Source organism: Bradyrhizobium sp. Ce-3 (assembly GCF_022835695.1).
GTDB lineage: Bacteria > Pseudomonadota > Alphaproteobacteria > Rhizobiales > Xanthobacteraceae > Bradyrhizobium.
Genome location: NZ_BQUV01000002.1, coordinates 139,273 through 154,748 on the forward strand (window position 1 = coordinate 139,273; position 15,476 = coordinate 154,748).

The window sequence follows — 15,476 nt, forward strand, 5'->3', positions numbered from 1 at the left end:
ACGGGGCGCGGCCGGGCGACGTTCGGACGCCCGAAATTTAGAAGAAAACCATCATCGCGAGACCGGTCTTTCGCCACGATCCGTCGTAACTATATCAATGGCGATCACGAAGGTTGTTATTGCCTGACCCGGCAATGGCGATCATGATGGCAGGGGGCCATAGAGGACGCGAATGCCAACTTTTTCCCAAAGCCTTGAACAATCGCTGCACCGTGCATTGGCGATCGCAAACGAGCGTCATCATCAGTATGCGACGCTCGAACATCTGCTGCTGTCGCTGATCGACGACTCGGATGCGGCGGCGGTGATGCGGGCCTGCAGCGTCGATCTCGACAAGCTGAGGACGAGCCTCGTCAATTATCTCGAGACCGAATTCGAAAACCTGGTGACTGACGGCGCCGACGATGCGAAGCCGACCGCCGGGTTCCAGCGCGTGATCCAGCGCGCGGTGATTCACGTCCAGTCGTCCGGTCGCGAGGAAGTGACCGGCGCCAATGTGCTGATCGCGATCTTCGCCGAGCGTGAGAGCCATGCCGCGTATTTCCTGCAGGAGCAGGACATGACGCGCTACGACGCGGTCAACTACATCAGCCACGGCATCGCCAAGCGGCCCGGCGTCTCCGAGGCGCGGCCGGTGCGCGGCGTCGACGAGGAAACCGAGACCAAGGGCAACGAGGACGCCAAGAAGAAGGGCGAGGCGCTCGAGACCTATTGCGTCAACCTCAACAAGAAGGCGCGCGACGGCAAGATCGATCCGGTGATCGGCCGCAATGCCGAGATCAACCGTGCGATCCAGGTGCTGTGCCGCCGCCAGAAGAACAATCCGCTGTTCGTCGGCGAAGCCGGCGTCGGCAAGACTGCGATCGCCGAAGGCCTCGCCAAGCGCATCGTCGACAGCGACGTGCCGGAGGTGCTGGCGGCCGCGACCGTGTTCTCGCTCGACATGGGCACGCTGCTCGCCGGCACCCGCTACCGCGGCGATTTCGAGGAACGGCTGAAGCAGGTCCTCAAGGAGCTTGAGGCGCACCCGAACGCCATCCTGTTCATCGACGAGATCCACACCGTGATCGGCGCCGGCGCCACCTCGGGCGGCGCGATGGATGCGTCCAATCTGCTGAAGCCCGCGCTGGCTTCCGGCACGATCCGCTGCATGGGCTCGACGACCTACAAGGAATATCGTCAGCACTTCGAGAAGGACCGCGCGCTGGTGCGGCGCTTCCAGAAGATCGACGTCAACGAGCCGACGGTGGAAGACGCGATCGCGATCCTCAAGGGCCTCAAGCCCTATTTCGAGGATTACCATCGGCTGAAATACACCAATGAGGCGATCGAGGCGGCGGTGCAGCTGTCGTCGCGCTACATTCACGACCGCAAGCTGCCCGACAAGGCGATCGACGTGATCGACGAGTCCGGCGCGGCGCAGATGCTGGTCGCCGAGAGCAAGCGCAAGAAGACGATCGGCATCAAGGAGATCGAGACCACGATCGCGACCATGGCGCGGATCCCGCCGAAGAGCGTGTCGAAGGACGATGCCGAGGTGCTGAAGCATCTCGAGCAGACCCTGAAGCGCACGGTGTTCGGCCAGGACAAGGCAATCGAGTCGCTGGCGGCATCGATCAAGTTGGCGCGTGCCGGCCTGCGCGAGCCGGAGAAGCCGATCGGCAGCTATCTGTTCTCGGGTCCGACCGGCGTCGGCAAGACCGAGGTGGCCAAGCAACTCGCGGCGTCGCTCGGCGTCGAGCTGCTGCGCTTCGACATGTCCGAATACATGGAGCGGCACACCGTGTCGCGCCTGATCGGCGCACCTCCCGGCTATGTCGGCTTCGACCAGGGCGGCCTGCTGACCGATGGCGTGGATCAGCATCCGCATTGCGTGGTGCTGCTCGACGAGATCGAGAAGGCGCATCCGGATCTCTACAACGTGCTGCTGCAGATCATGGATCACGGCCGGCTCACCGACCATAACGGCAAGCAGGTCAACTTCCGCAACGTGATCCTGATCATGACCACGAATGCGGGCGCGGCCGATCTCGCGCGGCAGGCGTTCGGCTTCACCCGCTCGAAGCGGGAAGGCGACGACCACGAGGCGATCAACCGGCAGTTCGCGCCGGAGTTCCGCAACCGGCTGGATGCGATCGTCTCCTTCGCGCACCTCAACGCCGAGGTGATCGGCATGGTGGTCGAGAAGTTCGTGCTGCAGCTCGAGGCGCAACTCGCCGACCGCGACGTCACGATCGAGCTGTCCGAGCCCGCCAAGGCCTGGCTGATCGAGCACGGCTATGACGAGCAGATGGGCGCGCGTCCGATGGCGCGCATCATCCAGGAGCACATCAAGAAGCCGCTCGCGGATGAAGTTCTGTTCGGCCACCTCAAGGGCGGCGGGCACGTTCGCGTCGTCCTCGTCAAGGACGAGGCGACCGACAAGGACAAGATCGGCTTCGAATATGTCGAGGGCCCGGTCACCCCGAAGCCCGAGAGCCTGCCGCCGCGCAAGCGCAAGCCGCCGAAGGGCGGCCCCAACAACGGCGGCGGAGGCGGCACCAAGGGGCCGGCCTCGAAGGGGCCGATGGTCAAGGCCTGAGGCGTCAGCGAATAAATTGAAAAGGCCGGCTGAACAGCCGGCCTTTTTGCTTGCGCCGACGAAGTCGATGAAGTCGCGCCGCCTCACTCGCCCTTCAGCCGCTGGCCCTCATGGACCCGGACCTGGTCGGCGCCGCGGCTGCCGGCCGAGGACAGCCGCAGCGTGCTGAGCACGGCGCCGACGGCAGCAAAGCCAACACCGACCATCAGCGAGATCCGTGTGCCGTCGGCCGGATAGCGTGCCAGCAGGAGCGCCACCAAAGCCGCGCCGATGGTCTGTCCGAGCAGGCGCGCGGTGCCCAGCATGCCGCTGGCGCCACCCGAGCGCTCGCGCGGCGCAGCAGCGATCATGGTGCGGTTGTTCGGGGTCTGGAACAGGCCGAAGCCGGCGCCGGCCAGCGCCATCCGCCAGATCACGTCGATCGGCGTGGCGTTGGCCGGCATGAACGCCAGCGTGCCCAATCCGGCCGCGAACAGCAGCAGGCCGATGCCGCCGAGCAGGCCGGCCGGATAGCGCTCGACCAGCCAGCCGGCGAGCGGGGCGGCGAAGGCGACCGCGATCGGCCACGGTGTGATCAAGAGGCCGATCTGCACCGCGGAATATCCGAAATGGTTTTCGAGATAGAACGGCATCGCGACGAAGGCCAGCATCTGGCCGCAGAACGAGGCGATCGAGGTGCCGATCGAGAGCGCGAAGATCGGTATCCGCAGCAGGTCGACCGGCAGCAGCGGCGAGGGCAGATGTTGTTGCCGGCGGTACAGCAGATGCGAGGCGACCGCGGCAATGGCGAACTCCAATGCGCACAGATACAGCGCCTCGCCGTGGCCGGCGCTGTCGATCGCGCTGATGCCGAATCCGAACGCGATGGCGCTCATCGCGGCGCTCTGCCAGTCGAAGGCGTGAATCGCCGGCAGGGTATGCGGCAGGAAGCGCCAGCCCAGCGCCAGCGTGACGATGCCGAGCGGGACATTGATGGCGAACAGATACGGCCAGGTCCCGACCGCCAGGATGAACGAGGCGATGGTCGGGCCGACCGCGGCCGAGATCGCCACCACCAGCGCGTTGACGCCGATGCCGCGGCCGAGCTGCGAATGCGGATAGATGAAGCGGACCAGCGCGGTGTTGACGCTGAGGATCCCGGCCGCGCCGAACCCCTGCAGGATGCGGGCGATGGTCAGCAGCGGCAGCGTATGCGACAGCGCGCAGAACAGCGACGCCAGCGTGAACAGCAGCAGTCCGGCCAGATAGACGCGGCGATAGCCGATGATCTCGCCGAGCGAGGCCAGCGGCAGCAGGGAGATCGTGATCGCCAGCTGATAGCCGTTGACTATCCAGATCGAGAACGCCGGGCTGGCGTCAAGATCCCGGGCAATGGTCGGCAGCGCGACATTGGCGATCGAGCCGTCGACGACGGCCATCACCAGGCCGAGCGCGATCGTGAGAATGGCCCAATTGCGCTGCGGCTGCGGCAGCCCGTCGGGATGCTCGATGATCGCGGACGACATGTCGTGGAGTGGCTCTCGTTTCCAGCATTGCGGAGCTTACCGCATGCTGGATTAGCCCGGCCTTTGCAACCCCGAATGCCGGATGCCGGCCGCGTTCGAAACGAGGGCGGGGAGCCGCAGGCTGCAGCTCCGGGAGCCGCAAAAAGCGGCTCAGCCCTGGCCGAGCAGCTCCTTGATGCGGCGCTGCAGCTGCCGCTTCTTGATCTCGCTGCGGCGGACCCGCTCGTCGAGATCGCTGATCGGCGTGTCCGAGGTCATGATGCGGAAGGCGAGGCCGACCTTGTTGGCCTGCCGCCAGATCAGTCGCGCCAGGAACGAACGCCCCTTGCGCGCGACGCTGAGGTTCATCTCGTCCGGCAGGCGGGTGGCGTCGCCGAATTCGACGCAGGCGCCGCCCTCGCTGATATTGCGGACGACGCAATCCATCGTCGAGCCGCGCTCATTGATCTCCGCAACCGCACCGTAAAACACCTTGTCGCGTGGGCTCTGGCGCCGGTCCTGCATGGGAAATCCTCCTAAATTAACGGCAGAACTGTACCGGTCCGGACCCGCGAAAAGAAGGGTACCAACGGAACCCGTTGCAGTTAGTGTAAATTGTTTGCATCTGTGAAGGTCCGGATTCCCCACTATTTTGCGCCGCAAAGCAGCTCCGGATCCTTGTTTTGACGCGCTTCTTCACGCAAACCGGCATCCACCTCGCATCAAGTGCGGGCCCGTCCCGAAAACGCGTTAATTCGGCAGCCGGCTGTGCCGCCAATCGCGCGGCGACAGGCCGTAATGCTCGCGGAACACGCGGCCGAAATGCGAGAGATCGTTAAAGCCCCAGGCGAACGCGATCTCGCCGATGTGGCGATGCGCGTGTGCCGGCGAGGCGAGGTCGCGCTTGCAGCGCTCCAGCCGCTGCGCCAGCACGAAGCGCTGGAACGAGGTGTCCTCGTCGGCCAAAAGGCTGTTGACGTAGCGCGGCGAGATGCCAAGTGCCGCGGCGGTCTCGGTGAGGCCGAGCTCGGGGTTCGGCAGGTGCGCGAGCACATGCGCCTTCAGCCGGTAGAGCAGGGCGGAGCGATGGGTCGAGGCCGGCAGCGCGGCGCCGCCGAGCCGCTCGCTGATCGCCATCGCGAGCAGGTCGGCGGCCTGATCGGCGAGGCGGATCGCATTGTCAGGCTCGAGCCTGTCGGCGATCTCGGAAAGTCCCGAGATGAACTGCCAGGCCAGCCGCTGCACCGGACGATCCGACGTGAACGTGGTCGCGGTGAGGCCCTGCGTGCCGGCAAAGCGCCGGTGCAGCATCTCGCGCGGCACCTGGAAGATGGTCTGCGTGAAGTCGTCGTCGAAGCGCAGTTCGTAGGGCCGGGTGGTGTCGTAGAACGCGAACTCACCCGGCCGGATCACCGTCTCGCGGCCGTCCTGCAGCACGCCGCCCGCGCCAGTTCGCCCGAGTGCGAACAGAACAAAATCCTCGCTGGTGCGTGCGATCCGTGACGGCGTGCGCAGCACCCGTTGCCGGCCCGACGAGACGACGGAGCATTTCACCGCGCCGAGTTGCGCGCTGGTGATGGCGCCGTGGAAGGCGGTGCCAAGATCTGACTTGCAGTCGAGCTGCACGAACACGTCGCAAACGATGTCGCGCCAGAGCGCCAGGCGCCGATGCGTGGGCGCGTCGTCCGTGGAGAACAGGGCCGGCATGATTTCCTCCCTTCACGAGTGCAAACGCTGGCGACGCGAACAAAGCAAGCTTCGTACCGGTGACGGCCGGGGGAATCTCCTCCGCAGTCGAATTTTCCTTCCGTCCTGGTCGAACGGCGTCCCCGGTCCCAAGGCAGCATGATGTCAGAAGCGGCTGCGGCCGATCAAGACCGAACCGGCCCCGGATTGCCAAGTCCGGCCGGCCGCGAGGAGGACATCATGGGCATCGAACATCCGAAATATCGCGTTGCGGTGGTGCAGGCGGCGCCCGCCTGGCTCGATCTCGACGCGTCGATCGCCAAGTCGATCGCGCTGATCGAGGAGGCCGCCGCCAAGGGTGCAAAGCTGATCGCGTTCCCCGAGGCCTTCATCCCCGGCTATCCCTGGTACATCTGGCTGGACTCGCCGGCCTGGGCGATCGGCCGTGGCTTCGTGCAGCGCTACTTCGACAACTCGCTGAGCTACGACAGCCCGCAGGCCGAGAAGCTGCGGCTCGCGGTCAAGAAGGCCGGCATGACCGCGGTGCTCGGCCTGTCCGAGCGCGACGGCGGCAGCCTTTATCTCGCGCAGTGGCTGATCGGACCCGACGGCGAGACGATTGCAAAACGGCGCAAGCTGCGGCCGACCCATGCCGAGCGCACCGTCTATGGCGAGGGCGACGGCAGCGACCTTGCGGTGCACGACCGCCCCGGCATCGGCCGGCTCGGCGCGCTGTGCTGCTGGGAGCATCTGCAGCCGCTCTCGAAATACGCGATGTACGCCCAGAACGAGCAGGTCCATGTCGCGGCCTGGCCGAGCTTCTCGCTGTATGATCCGTTCGCGCCGGCGCTCGGCTGGGAGGTCAACAATGCGGCCTCGCGGGTCTACGCCGTCGAGGGCTCCTGCTTCGTGCTGGCGCCCTGCGCCACGGTCTCGCAGGCGATGATCGACGAGATGTGCGACCGCGACGACAAGCACGCGCTGCTGCATGTCGGCGGCGGCCACGCTGCGATCTACGGGCCGGACGGCAGCTCGATCGCCGAGAAACTGCCGCCCGACCAGGAAGGGCTGCTGCTGGCCGATATCGATCTCGGCGCGATCGGGGTCGCCAAGAACGCCGCCGACCCGGCCGGGCATTATTCGCGGCCCGACGTCACGCGTCTGCTGCTGAACAGGAAGCCCTCCAAGCGCGTCGAGCACTTCGCGCTGCCGCTCGATATCGAAGAGATCGACGCGGCCGCGAGCTGAACGCACGACATCCAACCGGAGGCGACTGCCATGGAATCCGCGATTCCCTCTCACTTGCAGACCGCGCGCTCCCGTCATCGTCGCGTGCCCGACGATTACGCGCCGCCTTATCCGTCCTTCGTCGCGCGCCACAAGCCCGCGGTGGCACGCGTGATCATGGCCTATTTCGGCGTGCAAGTTCGTGGCGAGCCGACTGCCGCGATGACTGATGCGCTGGCATCGATCGCAAAGCGCTTTGCCGGCGACAACGGCCCGACGCATTGGGACCGTGCGCACTATGTCGACCAGGCCGGCTTCACCAACGTCGTCTCGGTCGCCTATTGGGACGATGCTGCCCGCTTCGACGCCTGGTTCGAAGGTGCGCGCGAGGCCTGGACTGGCGGCGGCGCCAGCGATGGCGTCGGCCGCTTCATCGAGGTGCTGCGGCCGCATGTTGAGCGCTACGAGACGCTGTTCTCGTCGCTCGGCCGTCCGGAGGGCGTTGCCGTGCTCGCCGACGGCATGAGCGGAGAGGTGCAGGAGCATGCATACTGGGGCGGCATGCGCGACCGCATCCCGCTGTCGCAGACCGACGCGATGTCGCCGGGCGGCGAGCCGCGCGTCGTCCGCGACGGCGCGCGCATCCGCGTGGTCGCGCATGACAATCTCTGCCTGATCCGCTCCGGCCAGGACTGGAGCGACACCGAGGCCTCGGAGCGCAAGATGTATCTCGACGATGTCGAGCCGGTGCTGCGCGAGGGCATGGATTTCCTGCGCGACGACGGCGTGCCGATCGGCTGCTACGCCAACCGCTACATGCGCGTGGTCGATGCGGAGGGACGGCCGACCGAAAAGTCCTATGGCCAGAGCTGGTGGAAGAGCCTCGCGGCGCTGGAGCGCTGGGCGGAATCGCATCCGACCCATGTCAGGATCTTCGGCGCGGCGATGAAGTATCTGTCCACGCTGGGGCCCGCCGCCAAGCTCAGGCTGTATCACGAGGTCACGGTCGCCGCCGCCGACGAGCAGTTCTTCGAATATCTCGGCTGCCACGAGCGGACCGGCATGCTGGGCGCGGCGCAGGTCGCGGCGGCGCCCGCGACCTGATACGGGCCTCCTGGCGGGCGCCCCTGCCAAAATATCGAAAACAACCCCATGCACAGTAGCCGGCGGGCGGCCGGCGTTCGACACGCAACTTGACTCGGCGGGCAACTCAGGGGTATTGTTCTATTATTCCGAAATCGTGCAGCCCCTCAGCTTGCTCGCTGTCGTCACCCGCGCAAGCGGGTGATCCAGTATTCCAGAGACGGCAGTGCTTGAGCCGAGGGGCCGCGGCGTACTGGATCGCCCGGTCGAGGCCGGGCGATGACGGCGGTGGATGACGGTATAGCCGCACATCCTCTCACGTGAGCCAAACTTCTACGGCCGCAGCCGGCCGCCGCGTTCGGTGATCGCCTGCGCCAGCTCGGCCGCCGGGCCGCGTCTGGTCCGGCGCGCGGTGCGGACCACGAATTCGACGCTGCCGAGCGGCGGCAGGCCTGATGCCGGCATCGCTTCCAGTCCGTCCGGGATCAGGCCCTGCGCCTGCGGCGTGATGCCGAGGCCGGCCAGCGCCGCGGCGCGCAGGCCACTGAGGCTGCCGCTGGAGCAGACGATGCGCCAGGGCCGTCCGAACCGCTCCATCGCCTCCAGCACCACGCTGCGGCTGACGCTCGGCGGTGCATAGAGGATCAGCGGCAAGGGCTGCTCGGGATCGAGCCGCGTGCCCGGCGCGCCGGTCCACACCAGGCGGTCCTGCCACCAGCTGTCCCAGCGCGTCGCCCGGACGCCGCTTGCCGAGCACGAGATCGAGCTCGCCGGCGTCGAGTTGCTGGTACAGCACCGCGCTCAAGCCGATCGTCAGTTCGAGATCGACCTGCGGATGGCGGCGGACGAAGTCGCGCAGCAGATCCGGCAGGCGGGAGCTTGCAAAATCCTCAGCGGCGCCGAACCGGACTTTTCCGCGGACCTGCGACCCCGCAAAGTAGTCACGGGCGCGGGCATTGGCCTCGAGGATCGGACGCGCAAAGCCGGTCATCGCCTCGCCGTCGGCGGTGAGCACCACCGAATGGGTGTCGCGCACGAACAGGCGGCGGCCGGCGGCGGCCTCGAGCTTGCGAATGTGCTGGCTCACCGTCGACTGCTTCAGGCCGAGGCGGCGGCCGGCCTCGGTGAAGTTCTCCGTCTGCGCCACGGTCAGGAAGGTTTCGAGCTGGGTGGGGTCGAGCATATGCCGGCGATCCGTCATTACATAACGTAATGACAATAACATCGGTAAGTGCGGTTCACAATCGGCGTTGGCGGCGCCACTTTCGGGTCAAGGAAAGGAAGCCACCATGACCACCACCCGCCTGCGCTCATTCGTACCCGTCGACCCCTACATCGCCGCCATCGTCGGGATGGTCGGCCTTGCCACGCTGCTGCCGCTGCACGGGCAGGGCACCGTGATCGGCGGCTATGCCACCGATGCTGCGATCGCGCTGCTGTTCTTCCTGCACGGCGCCCGGCTGTCGACGTCGGAGGCGTTGGTCGGTGCCCGGCACTGGCGGCTGCATGTCGTGATCTTCCTGTCGACCTTCGCCCTGTTCCCGCTGCTCGGGCTCGCGGCCCACGCGCTTGCGCCGCATCTGCTGACGCCGGCGCTGTGGGCGGGCGTGATCCTGATCTGCATCCTGCCGTCGACGGTGCAATCGTCGGTCGCCTTCACCTCGATCGCGCACGGCAACGTCTCCGCCGCGCTGTGCTCGGCGACCGCCTCCAATCTGCTCGGCATCGTCGCGACGCCGCTGCTGGCGGGCGTGCTGCTCTCGAGCCATGGCGGCTTCTCCGGCAATGCGGCGCTCGACATCGTGGTGCAGCTGCTGCTGCCGTTCGTGGCGGGGCAATTGTCGCGGCCGCTGATCGGTCGTTGGGTCGAGCGGCATCATGCGATGCTCGGCCTGGTCGACCGCGGCTCGATCCTGCTGATCGTCTACACCGCGTTCAGCGACGGCGTCAGCCACGGCATCTGGCACCAGGTCAATGCCACCCAGATGGCGATCGTGCTTGGCCTCGATGCGCTGCTGCTGGCGACCGTGCTGCTGATCACCCATTTCGGCAGCCAGCTGCTCGGCTTCTCCCGTGCCGACCGCATCGCCATCATGTTCTGCGGCTCGAAGAAGAGTCTGGCGAGCGGGCTGCCGATGGCGAGCGTGCTGCTCGCCGGACAGTCGGTCGGCCTGATCGTGCTGCCGCTGATGCTGTTCCACCAGATCCAGCTGATGACGTGTGCGGCGCTGGCGCGGCGTTATGCGGGCAGCGACGACACGGCCTCACACGATGCGGTGCCCGTGCTCGTGAAGGCGCACTGAGCGAGACCTCTCCACTCGTCGTCCCCCGGCTTGACCGGGGGACCCAGTACGCCGCGGCTTCTCAGTGACTCACTGACGTCTCTGGAATACTGGATCGCCCGGTCAAGCCGGGCGATGACAGCGTAAATCGGGTCAGCCTTACGCCACGCGCAAGCCCTTGGCGATTTCCTTCTGCGCGTCGAACTCGCGGCGGAGGCGGGCGAGTTCCTCGGCACTCAGTGCGTCGGCATTGCTGTAGTCGCGCTTCCAGGCGGCGTCCTCGCTCCAGCGCAGCGGTGATTGCACGGTGGTCTGCGGACCGGGGGCAGACTCCAGCACGCGCAGTGCGAGCTCCAGCGTGAAGGCCTGCGACGCTTCGTCATGCGGCTTGCCGGCGGAGTTGCCGAGCGGGAAATCCGAGAACAGCAAGCGCGGCACCGCGGCGTGCTCGACGATGTCCTTGGCACAGCCCATCACCACGGTCGGGATGCCGTTGGCCTCGAGATGCCGCGCCACCAGGCTGACGGTCTGGTGGCAGACCGGGCAGTTCGGCACCAGCACCGCAGCATCGACACTGTCGTCACGGCAGCGCTTGAGGATTTCGGGCGCGTCGGTCTCGATGGTGACGCGGTGGCTGCGGTTGGTCGGGGCGCCGAAGAAGCGCGGCGCGACGCCGCCGATTGTGCCCGCCGCGGCGAGGCGCCGGAGTTGCGCCAGCGGGAACCAGGTGCCGCTGTCGGTCGCCGTTGTGTGGGTACGGTCATAGGCGATGTGCGAAATCCGCAGATCGTGCTGCTGCGACGTGTCGCCGTCATAGACCGAATAGAATTTTGCGCCGCCGTTGTATTTCGCGCCCGGGCCCTGGTCGCCTTTGGCGGGATCGAATGGTGCCGCGGTCGTGATGATGGCGACGCGGGACCGGTTCAGCGGTTTCTTCAGCGGCTGGAACGGGGCGGAGGTGTAATGCGCCCAGCGGTAGGGGGTGGTGTAGCCGATCGCCGCGTAATAGTCGCGGGTGCGCTTCATGTAGCCGATCGGGGCGTCGTCGTCGGGGGCAAAGCCTGTTTGATCGTCGGGGCTTGCTGCCATTTTACGCTCCCTTTTGCGCGCCATCATTTCAGTCCATAGCTAGACCACGAGCTTGCGGTGTCAAGCCGCGTTGCGCGGGAACAGATTTGCGATGCGAACGGGTCGTTGCGCCGCATGGGTCATCCTTTGGTTGCTGGGGTCGCCGGTCGGCGCCGGCGCGGAGGACGCGCCTGTCGCAGCCCCGACGATGCCGCCAGCTGCCGAGCAGCCCGCAGCGTCACCCGCGGACAAGCCCACCGAGAAACCCGCGGCAGCGCCGGCCGAGCAGGCTGCGCCGGCGCCGGGAGAGCAGCCCGCGCCCTCGGCCGAAAAGCCTGCTCCCCCAGCGGACGCGCCTGCGCCGCCTGCCGAGAAGCCTGCCGCGGCCGCGACCGACAAGCCCGCGGATGACGCGCGCGAAAGCGACACCCGCGAGGCGATGTGCCTGATGATCGAGTCGGCGGCACGGGCCAACGACCTGCCGCTCGAATTCTTCGCCCGCGTGATCTGGCAGGAGAGCCGTTTCCAGGCCGACGCGGTTGGTCCGATGACCCGGAGCGGCCAGCGTGCGCAGGGCATTGCGCAGTTCATGCCGGGCACTGCCAACGAGCGCGGGCTTCTCGATCCCTTCAATCCCGTCCAGGCACTGCCGAAGTCGGCCGAATTCCTCAGCGAGCTGCGCAACCAGTTCGGCAATCTCGGCCTTGCGGCCGCCGCCTACAATGCCGGCCCGCGCCGGATTCAGGACTGGCTGGCCGGCACCGGATACATGCCGCAGGAGACGCGCAATTATGTCTCCGCGATCACCGGCTCCAGCGTCGACGACTGGGCCGCGGCCGCCCGCAACAACGGCAAGATGCCGGAGCGTCCGCCGACCACGAGCTGCCGCCAGCTGATGGCGCTGTTGAAGCGCGCGCCCAATCCGTTCGTGGCCGGGCTCGAGCAGCACATCACGCTGTCGGCGGCCAAGCTGTGGGGCGTGCAGCTCGCCGCCGGCTTCAGCCGCGACAAGGCGCTGGCGATGTATGCCCGCGCCATCAAGCGGCTCTCCAGTGTGATCGGCGATCAGGATCCGAGCCTGCTCTCCTCGCGGCTGCGCACCCGCGGCAGCGCGACGTTCTACCAGGTGCGCATCGGCGCCGACACGCGCCCCGAGGCCGACGGCCTCTGCACCCGTATCCGCAAGGCGGGCGGCGCGTGCTTTGTGTTGAAGAACAGGGCGTGATTGCGTAGCCCGGATGGAGCGAAGCGAAATCCGGGGCCGCTCTTGCAGTAGGGCAGAGCTGTCCCGGATTTCGCTTCGCTTCATCCGGGCTACCGCATACCCGCCCTGTGCAGCCACTTGCTTGACCATGTGCCGTCAGCGCCCTAAGCCGCCGATATTGCAAAACCATCCGGCTTCCCGTGGCGCTTCCTCCGCTCGATTCCCCGCAATGGCAGACCTCGTTCAGTGCCTTCCTGTGGGGCGCGCGATCGATCGGCGCGACGGTGCTGACCTTGGTGCTGTTTGCGACCTATCTCGGCATCGGCGCGTTGGCGCATGATAGCGGCTTCTCGCTGGGCTGGACGCTCGCAAGCACCGCGTTCGTCTGGGCGGGGCCGGCGCAGATCATCGTGATCACGACGCTCGGCTCCGGCGCCACCGTGTTGCAATCGGCGATCGCAGTCACCGTCAGCGCGATCAGGCTGTTTCCGATGGTGGTGTCGGTGTTGCCGCTGATGCGCACCGAGCAGACCAAGCGGCGGCATCTGATCCTGGTGGCGCATCTCACCGCCGTGACGCTGTGGGTCGAATGCTACCGCTTCCTGCCGCAGGTGCCGCGCAACCGCCGCATCGCCTTCATCCACGGGCTCGGCTTGGGGCTGGTCTCGGTCTGCCTGATCGCGAACACGATCGGCTACACGCTTGCGGCCAACCTCACGCCGCTGCTCGCTGCCGGCATGCTGATGCTGACGCCGCTGGCCTTCCTGTTCTCCACGGCGCGCAACTGCCGCGAACTCGCCGACGTCATCGCGCTGGTGCTTGGGCTGTTGCTGTTCCCGCTGGCCGCGATGCTGAACAGCGGCGTCGACATCCTGGTCAGCGGGGTGGTCGCGGGAACCATCGCCTATGGCGTGCACCGCGCGAGGGCGGGCATGGTGAAGGCACGCGCATGAGCAGTTTCATCGGCGATTGGCATGCGCTCGCGGTCCTGTTCGTGGCGGGCGTCATCCCCAACCAGATCTGGCGCATGCTCGGCCTGTGGTTCGGCGGCGGCATCGACGAGAATTCCGAGCTCCTGGTCTGGGTGAGGGCGGTCGCCACCGCGATCCTCGCCGGCATCATCGCGCAGATCGTGGTGCAGCCGCCGGGCGCGCTCGCCAGCGTGCCGGACTGGCTGCGTTACGGCGCCGTCGCCGCGGGCTTCGTGGCGTTCATGCTGGCGCGCAAATCGATCTTCGCCGGCGTGATCGTGGGCGAGATCGTCTTGATCGCAGGCAAATACTGGCTCGGCTGATTGCGGCAGCCGCATTATCCGTTACTCTCGTTCTCCAAGAACAAAACAACGGGGGAACGCCATGCAGCGGCGCGCATCATCGGCATTCATTGTTGCTCTGGCCGCTTTGCTGGCGACGGCACTGCCGGCGCGCGCCGCCGACTATCCGACGCGTCCGATCAAGCTCGTGGTGCCCTATGCCGCGGGCGGGCCGACCGATGTGCTCGGCCGCATCGTCGGCGAATATCTCGGGCGCGATCTGAAGCAGGTCGTCGTGGTCGAGAACAAGGCCGGCGCGCAGGGCGCGATCGGCGCCGAGGCGGTGGCGCGCTCCGATCCCGACGGCTACACGCTGTTCGTGACGGCGGCCTCGATCTTCGTGCTCAATCCGTTGCTGTACAAGAAGCTGCCTTACGATCCGGCCAGGGATTTCCGGCTGCTGTCTGTCATCACGGACGCGCCGATGATCATGGAGGTGAATCCGTCCGTTCCGGCCAAGACGATCGCGGAGTTCGTCGCCTATGCCAGGAAAAACCCCGGCAAGCTCAATTTCGGCTCGGCCGGCACCGGCGGCACGGTGCATCTCGCCGGTGAGATGTTCAAGCAGATGGCCGGCGTCGAGATGACCCACGTGCCCTACAAGGGCGCCGGACCGGCGCTGCAGGATTTGCTCTCCGGCAACATCCAGCTGATGTTCGACACGCTCGGCACCGCGCTGCCGCCGGTCAAATCCGGCATGCTGCGCGCGCTCGGCGTCAGCTCGACCGCGCGCATCCCTGACTTGCCCGACCTGCCGACGATCGCCGAGAGCGGCTATCCGGATTATGCGGTCAGCGTCTGGTATGGTATTGCAGCGCCGTCGAAGGTGCCTGACGAGATCGCCGCCAAGATCAAGGCGAGCCTCGACCGGGCCTTGAACGATGAGGCGTTCCGCGCTTCGCTGGTCAAGATCGGTTTCCCGCCGCTGCGCGCGAAGAGCCAGGCCGAGATCGACACATTCGTGGGCACCGATCGCGCGCGCTGGGCGGGCGTGGTCAAGGCGCTGAACATATCGCTGGATTGACACATGGTACGTGAAATGGAATTGCGCCAGGGCGAGGTCGCCGTCGACATGCCGACGGCGCGCGACGCCGGGCTGGTCTTCATCGGCCGCATCCGTACGCCCTGGACCTCGCGGCTGGCGACGCCGCGACAGGGGCGGCACGACGGCCCGGTGTGCCGGCTCGAGATCTTCGAACCCTGGGTCGCCGCGATCAAGGGCGTCGATTTCTATTCGAACCTCGAGGTGCTGTACTGGCTGCACCAGTCGCGCCGCGACATCGTGCTGCAATCTCCGAAGAACAACGGCAACACCCGCGGCACCTTCTCGCTGCGCTCGCCGGTGCGGCCGAATCCGATCGGGACCTCGATCGTCAAGCTGGTCGGCGTCGAGGGCAACGTCATCCTGGTGCGCGGTCTCGACTGCCTCGACGAAACGCCGCTGATCGACGTCAAGCCCGATAGATGCGAGTTCACCCCATTGGCGCCGCCGCAGGCGGGGGATTTCGAGACGGAGTGATTGTGACGTCGTAGCCCGGATGCAGCGAAG

13 protein-coding genes and 1 pseudogene are annotated in these 15,476 nt (G+C 66.7%); 9 read left to right on the top strand and 5 right to left on the bottom strand.

Annotated features, from left to right (window positions below; all coding sequences use genetic code 11):
• Positions 1-172 precede the first annotated feature (172 nt).
• Complete coding sequence (clpA, locus tag BRSPCE3_RS06965) at positions 173-2,581, top strand: ATP-dependent Clp protease ATP-binding subunit ClpA (RefSeq protein WP_244065087.1); 2,409 nt, start codon at positions 173-175, stop codon at positions 2,579-2,581.
• 83 nt (positions 2,582-2,664) lie between these two features.
• Here the strand turns inward: clpA and BRSPCE3_RS06970 are convergent, their stop codons facing one another.
• From BRSPCE3_RS06970 to BRSPCE3_RS06980, 3 genes are all read right to left on the bottom strand, one after another.
• On the bottom strand, positions 2,665-4,086 hold the full coding sequence (locus BRSPCE3_RS06970) for an MFS transporter (protein ID WP_244065088.1): 1,422 nt from the start codon (positions 4,084-4,086) through the stop codon (positions 2,665-2,667).
• Between the two features lie 150 nt (positions 4,087-4,236).
• On the bottom strand, positions 4,237-4,590 hold the full coding sequence (locus tag BRSPCE3_RS06975; RefSeq protein WP_244065089.1) for a PilZ domain-containing protein: 354 nt from the start codon (positions 4,588-4,590) through the stop codon (positions 4,237-4,239).
• Positions 4,591-4,815: 225 nt separating this feature from the next.
• Positions 4,816-5,772, bottom strand: coding sequence for a helix-turn-helix domain-containing protein (locus BRSPCE3_RS06980; protein WP_244065090.1), 957 nt, complete (start codon positions 5,770-5,772; stop codon positions 4,816-4,818).
• 219 nt (positions 5,773-5,991) lie between these two features.
• On the opposite strand from BRSPCE3_RS06980, the gene BRSPCE3_RS06985 reads away from it, so the two are divergent.
• Both BRSPCE3_RS06985 and BRSPCE3_RS06990 read left to right on the top strand, forming a co-directional pair.
• Positions 5,992-6,999 (top strand): carbon-nitrogen hydrolase family protein, encoded by a 1,008-nt coding sequence (locus BRSPCE3_RS06985; RefSeq protein WP_244065091.1) that lies wholly within the window; start codon positions 5,992-5,994, stop codon positions 6,997-6,999.
• 30 nt (positions 7,000-7,029) lie between these two features.
• Positions 7,030-8,082 (top strand): phenylacetaldoxime dehydratase family protein, encoded by a 1,053-nt coding sequence (locus tag BRSPCE3_RS06990; protein WP_244065092.1) that lies wholly within the window; start codon positions 7,030-7,032, stop codon positions 8,080-8,082.
• A 312-nt stretch (positions 8,083-8,394) separates the two neighbouring features.
• On the opposite strand, the pseudogene BRSPCE3_RS36135 reads toward BRSPCE3_RS06990, so the two are convergent.
• Positions 8,395-9,286, bottom strand: a pseudogene (locus BRSPCE3_RS36135) (LysR substrate-binding domain-containing protein).
• Between the two features lie 64 nt (positions 9,287-9,350).
• Between BRSPCE3_RS36135 and BRSPCE3_RS07005 the strand changes: the two are divergent.
• Positions 9,351-10,364 (top strand): bile acid:sodium symporter family protein, encoded by a 1,014-nt coding sequence (locus tag BRSPCE3_RS07005; protein WP_244065094.1) that lies wholly within the window; start codon positions 9,351-9,353, stop codon positions 10,362-10,364.
• A gap of 138 nt (positions 10,365-10,502) precedes the next feature.
• On the opposite strand, the gene BRSPCE3_RS07010 is transcribed toward BRSPCE3_RS07005, so the two are convergent.
• Positions 10,503-11,432, bottom strand: coding sequence for a glycine/sarcosine/betaine reductase selenoprotein B family protein (locus BRSPCE3_RS07010; RefSeq protein WP_244065095.1), 930 nt, complete (start codon positions 11,430-11,432; stop codon positions 10,503-10,505).
• A gap of 187 nt (positions 11,433-11,619) precedes the next feature.
• On the opposite strand from BRSPCE3_RS07010, the gene BRSPCE3_RS07015 reads away from it, so the two are divergent.
• From BRSPCE3_RS07015 to tsaA, 5 genes are all read left to right on the top strand, one after another.
• The gene (locus BRSPCE3_RS07015) at positions 11,620-12,636 is read left to right on the top strand and encodes a lytic transglycosylase domain-containing protein (protein WP_244065096.1); all 1,017 of its coding nucleotides are present in this window, start codon (positions 11,620-11,622) and stop codon (positions 12,634-12,636) included.
• A 179-nt stretch (positions 12,637-12,815) separates the two neighbouring features.
• Positions 12,816-13,568, top strand: a complete 753-nt coding sequence (locus BRSPCE3_RS07020) for an AzlC family ABC transporter permease (RefSeq protein WP_244065097.1) — start codon at positions 12,816-12,818, stop codon at positions 13,566-13,568.
• Entirely contained in the window at positions 13,565-13,909 is a 345-nt protein-coding gene (locus tag BRSPCE3_RS07025; protein WP_194460992.1) for an AzlD domain-containing protein, read from the top strand. Before BRSPCE3_RS07020 ends, BRSPCE3_RS07025 begins: the two co-directional genes overlap by 4 nt.
• Positions 13,910-13,970: 61 nt before the next feature.
• Entirely contained in the window at positions 13,971-14,951 is a 981-nt protein-coding gene (locus tag BRSPCE3_RS07030) for a tripartite tricarboxylate transporter substrate binding protein (protein WP_244065098.1), read from the top strand.
• A gap of 3 nt (positions 14,952-14,954) precedes the next feature.
• Complete coding sequence (gene tsaA / locus BRSPCE3_RS07035) at positions 14,955-15,446, top strand: tRNA (N6-threonylcarbamoyladenosine(37)-N6)-methyltransferase TrmO (protein ID WP_074128941.1); 492 nt, start codon at positions 14,955-14,957, stop codon at positions 15,444-15,446.
• The last annotated feature ends 30 nt before the right edge of the window (positions 15,447-15,476 follow it).

Bases quoted from the DNA above. Each gene is read 5' to 3' on its own strand.
- BRSPCE3_RS07025 (WP_194460992.1), top strand. From the start codon at position 13,565: ATGAGCAGTTTCATCGGCGATTGGCATGCGCTCGCGGTCCTGTTCGTG.
- BRSPCE3_RS06970 (WP_244065088.1), bottom strand. From the start codon at position 4,086: ATGTCGTCCGCGATCATCGAGCATCCCGACGGGCTGCCGCAGCCGCAG.
- BRSPCE3_RS06975 (WP_244065089.1), bottom strand. From the start codon at position 4,590: ATGCAGGACCGGCGCCAGAGCCCACGCGACAAGGTGTTTTACGGTGCG.
- BRSPCE3_RS07010 (WP_244065095.1), bottom strand. From the start codon at position 11,432: ATGGCAGCAAGCCCCGACGATCAAACAGGCTTTGCCCCCGACGACGAC.
- BRSPCE3_RS06990 (WP_244065092.1), top strand. From the start codon at position 7,030: ATGGAATCCGCGATTCCCTCTCACTTGCAGACCGCGCGCTCCCGTCAT.
- BRSPCE3_RS06980 (WP_244065090.1), bottom strand. From the start codon at position 5,772: ATGCCGGCCCTGTTCTCCACGGACGACGCGCCCACGCATCGGCGCCTG.
- BRSPCE3_RS07005 (WP_244065094.1), top strand. From the start codon at position 9,351: ATGACCACCACCCGCCTGCGCTCATTCGTACCCGTCGACCCCTACATC.
- BRSPCE3_RS07015 (WP_244065096.1), top strand. From the start codon at position 11,620: ATGCCGCCAGCTGCCGAGCAGCCCGCAGCGTCACCCGCGGACAAGCCC.
- tsaA (WP_074128941.1), top strand. From the start codon at position 14,955: ATGGTACGTGAAATGGAATTGCGCCAGGGCGAGGTCGCCGTCGACATG.
- BRSPCE3_RS06985 (WP_244065091.1), top strand. From the start codon at position 5,992: ATGGGCATCGAACATCCGAAATATCGCGTTGCGGTGGTGCAGGCGGCG.
- clpA (WP_244065087.1), top strand. From the start codon at position 173: ATGCCAACTTTTTCCCAAAGCCTTGAACAATCGCTGCACCGTGCATTG.
- BRSPCE3_RS07030 (WP_244065098.1), top strand. From the start codon at position 13,971: ATGCAGCGGCGCGCATCATCGGCATTCATTGTTGCTCTGGCCGCTTTG.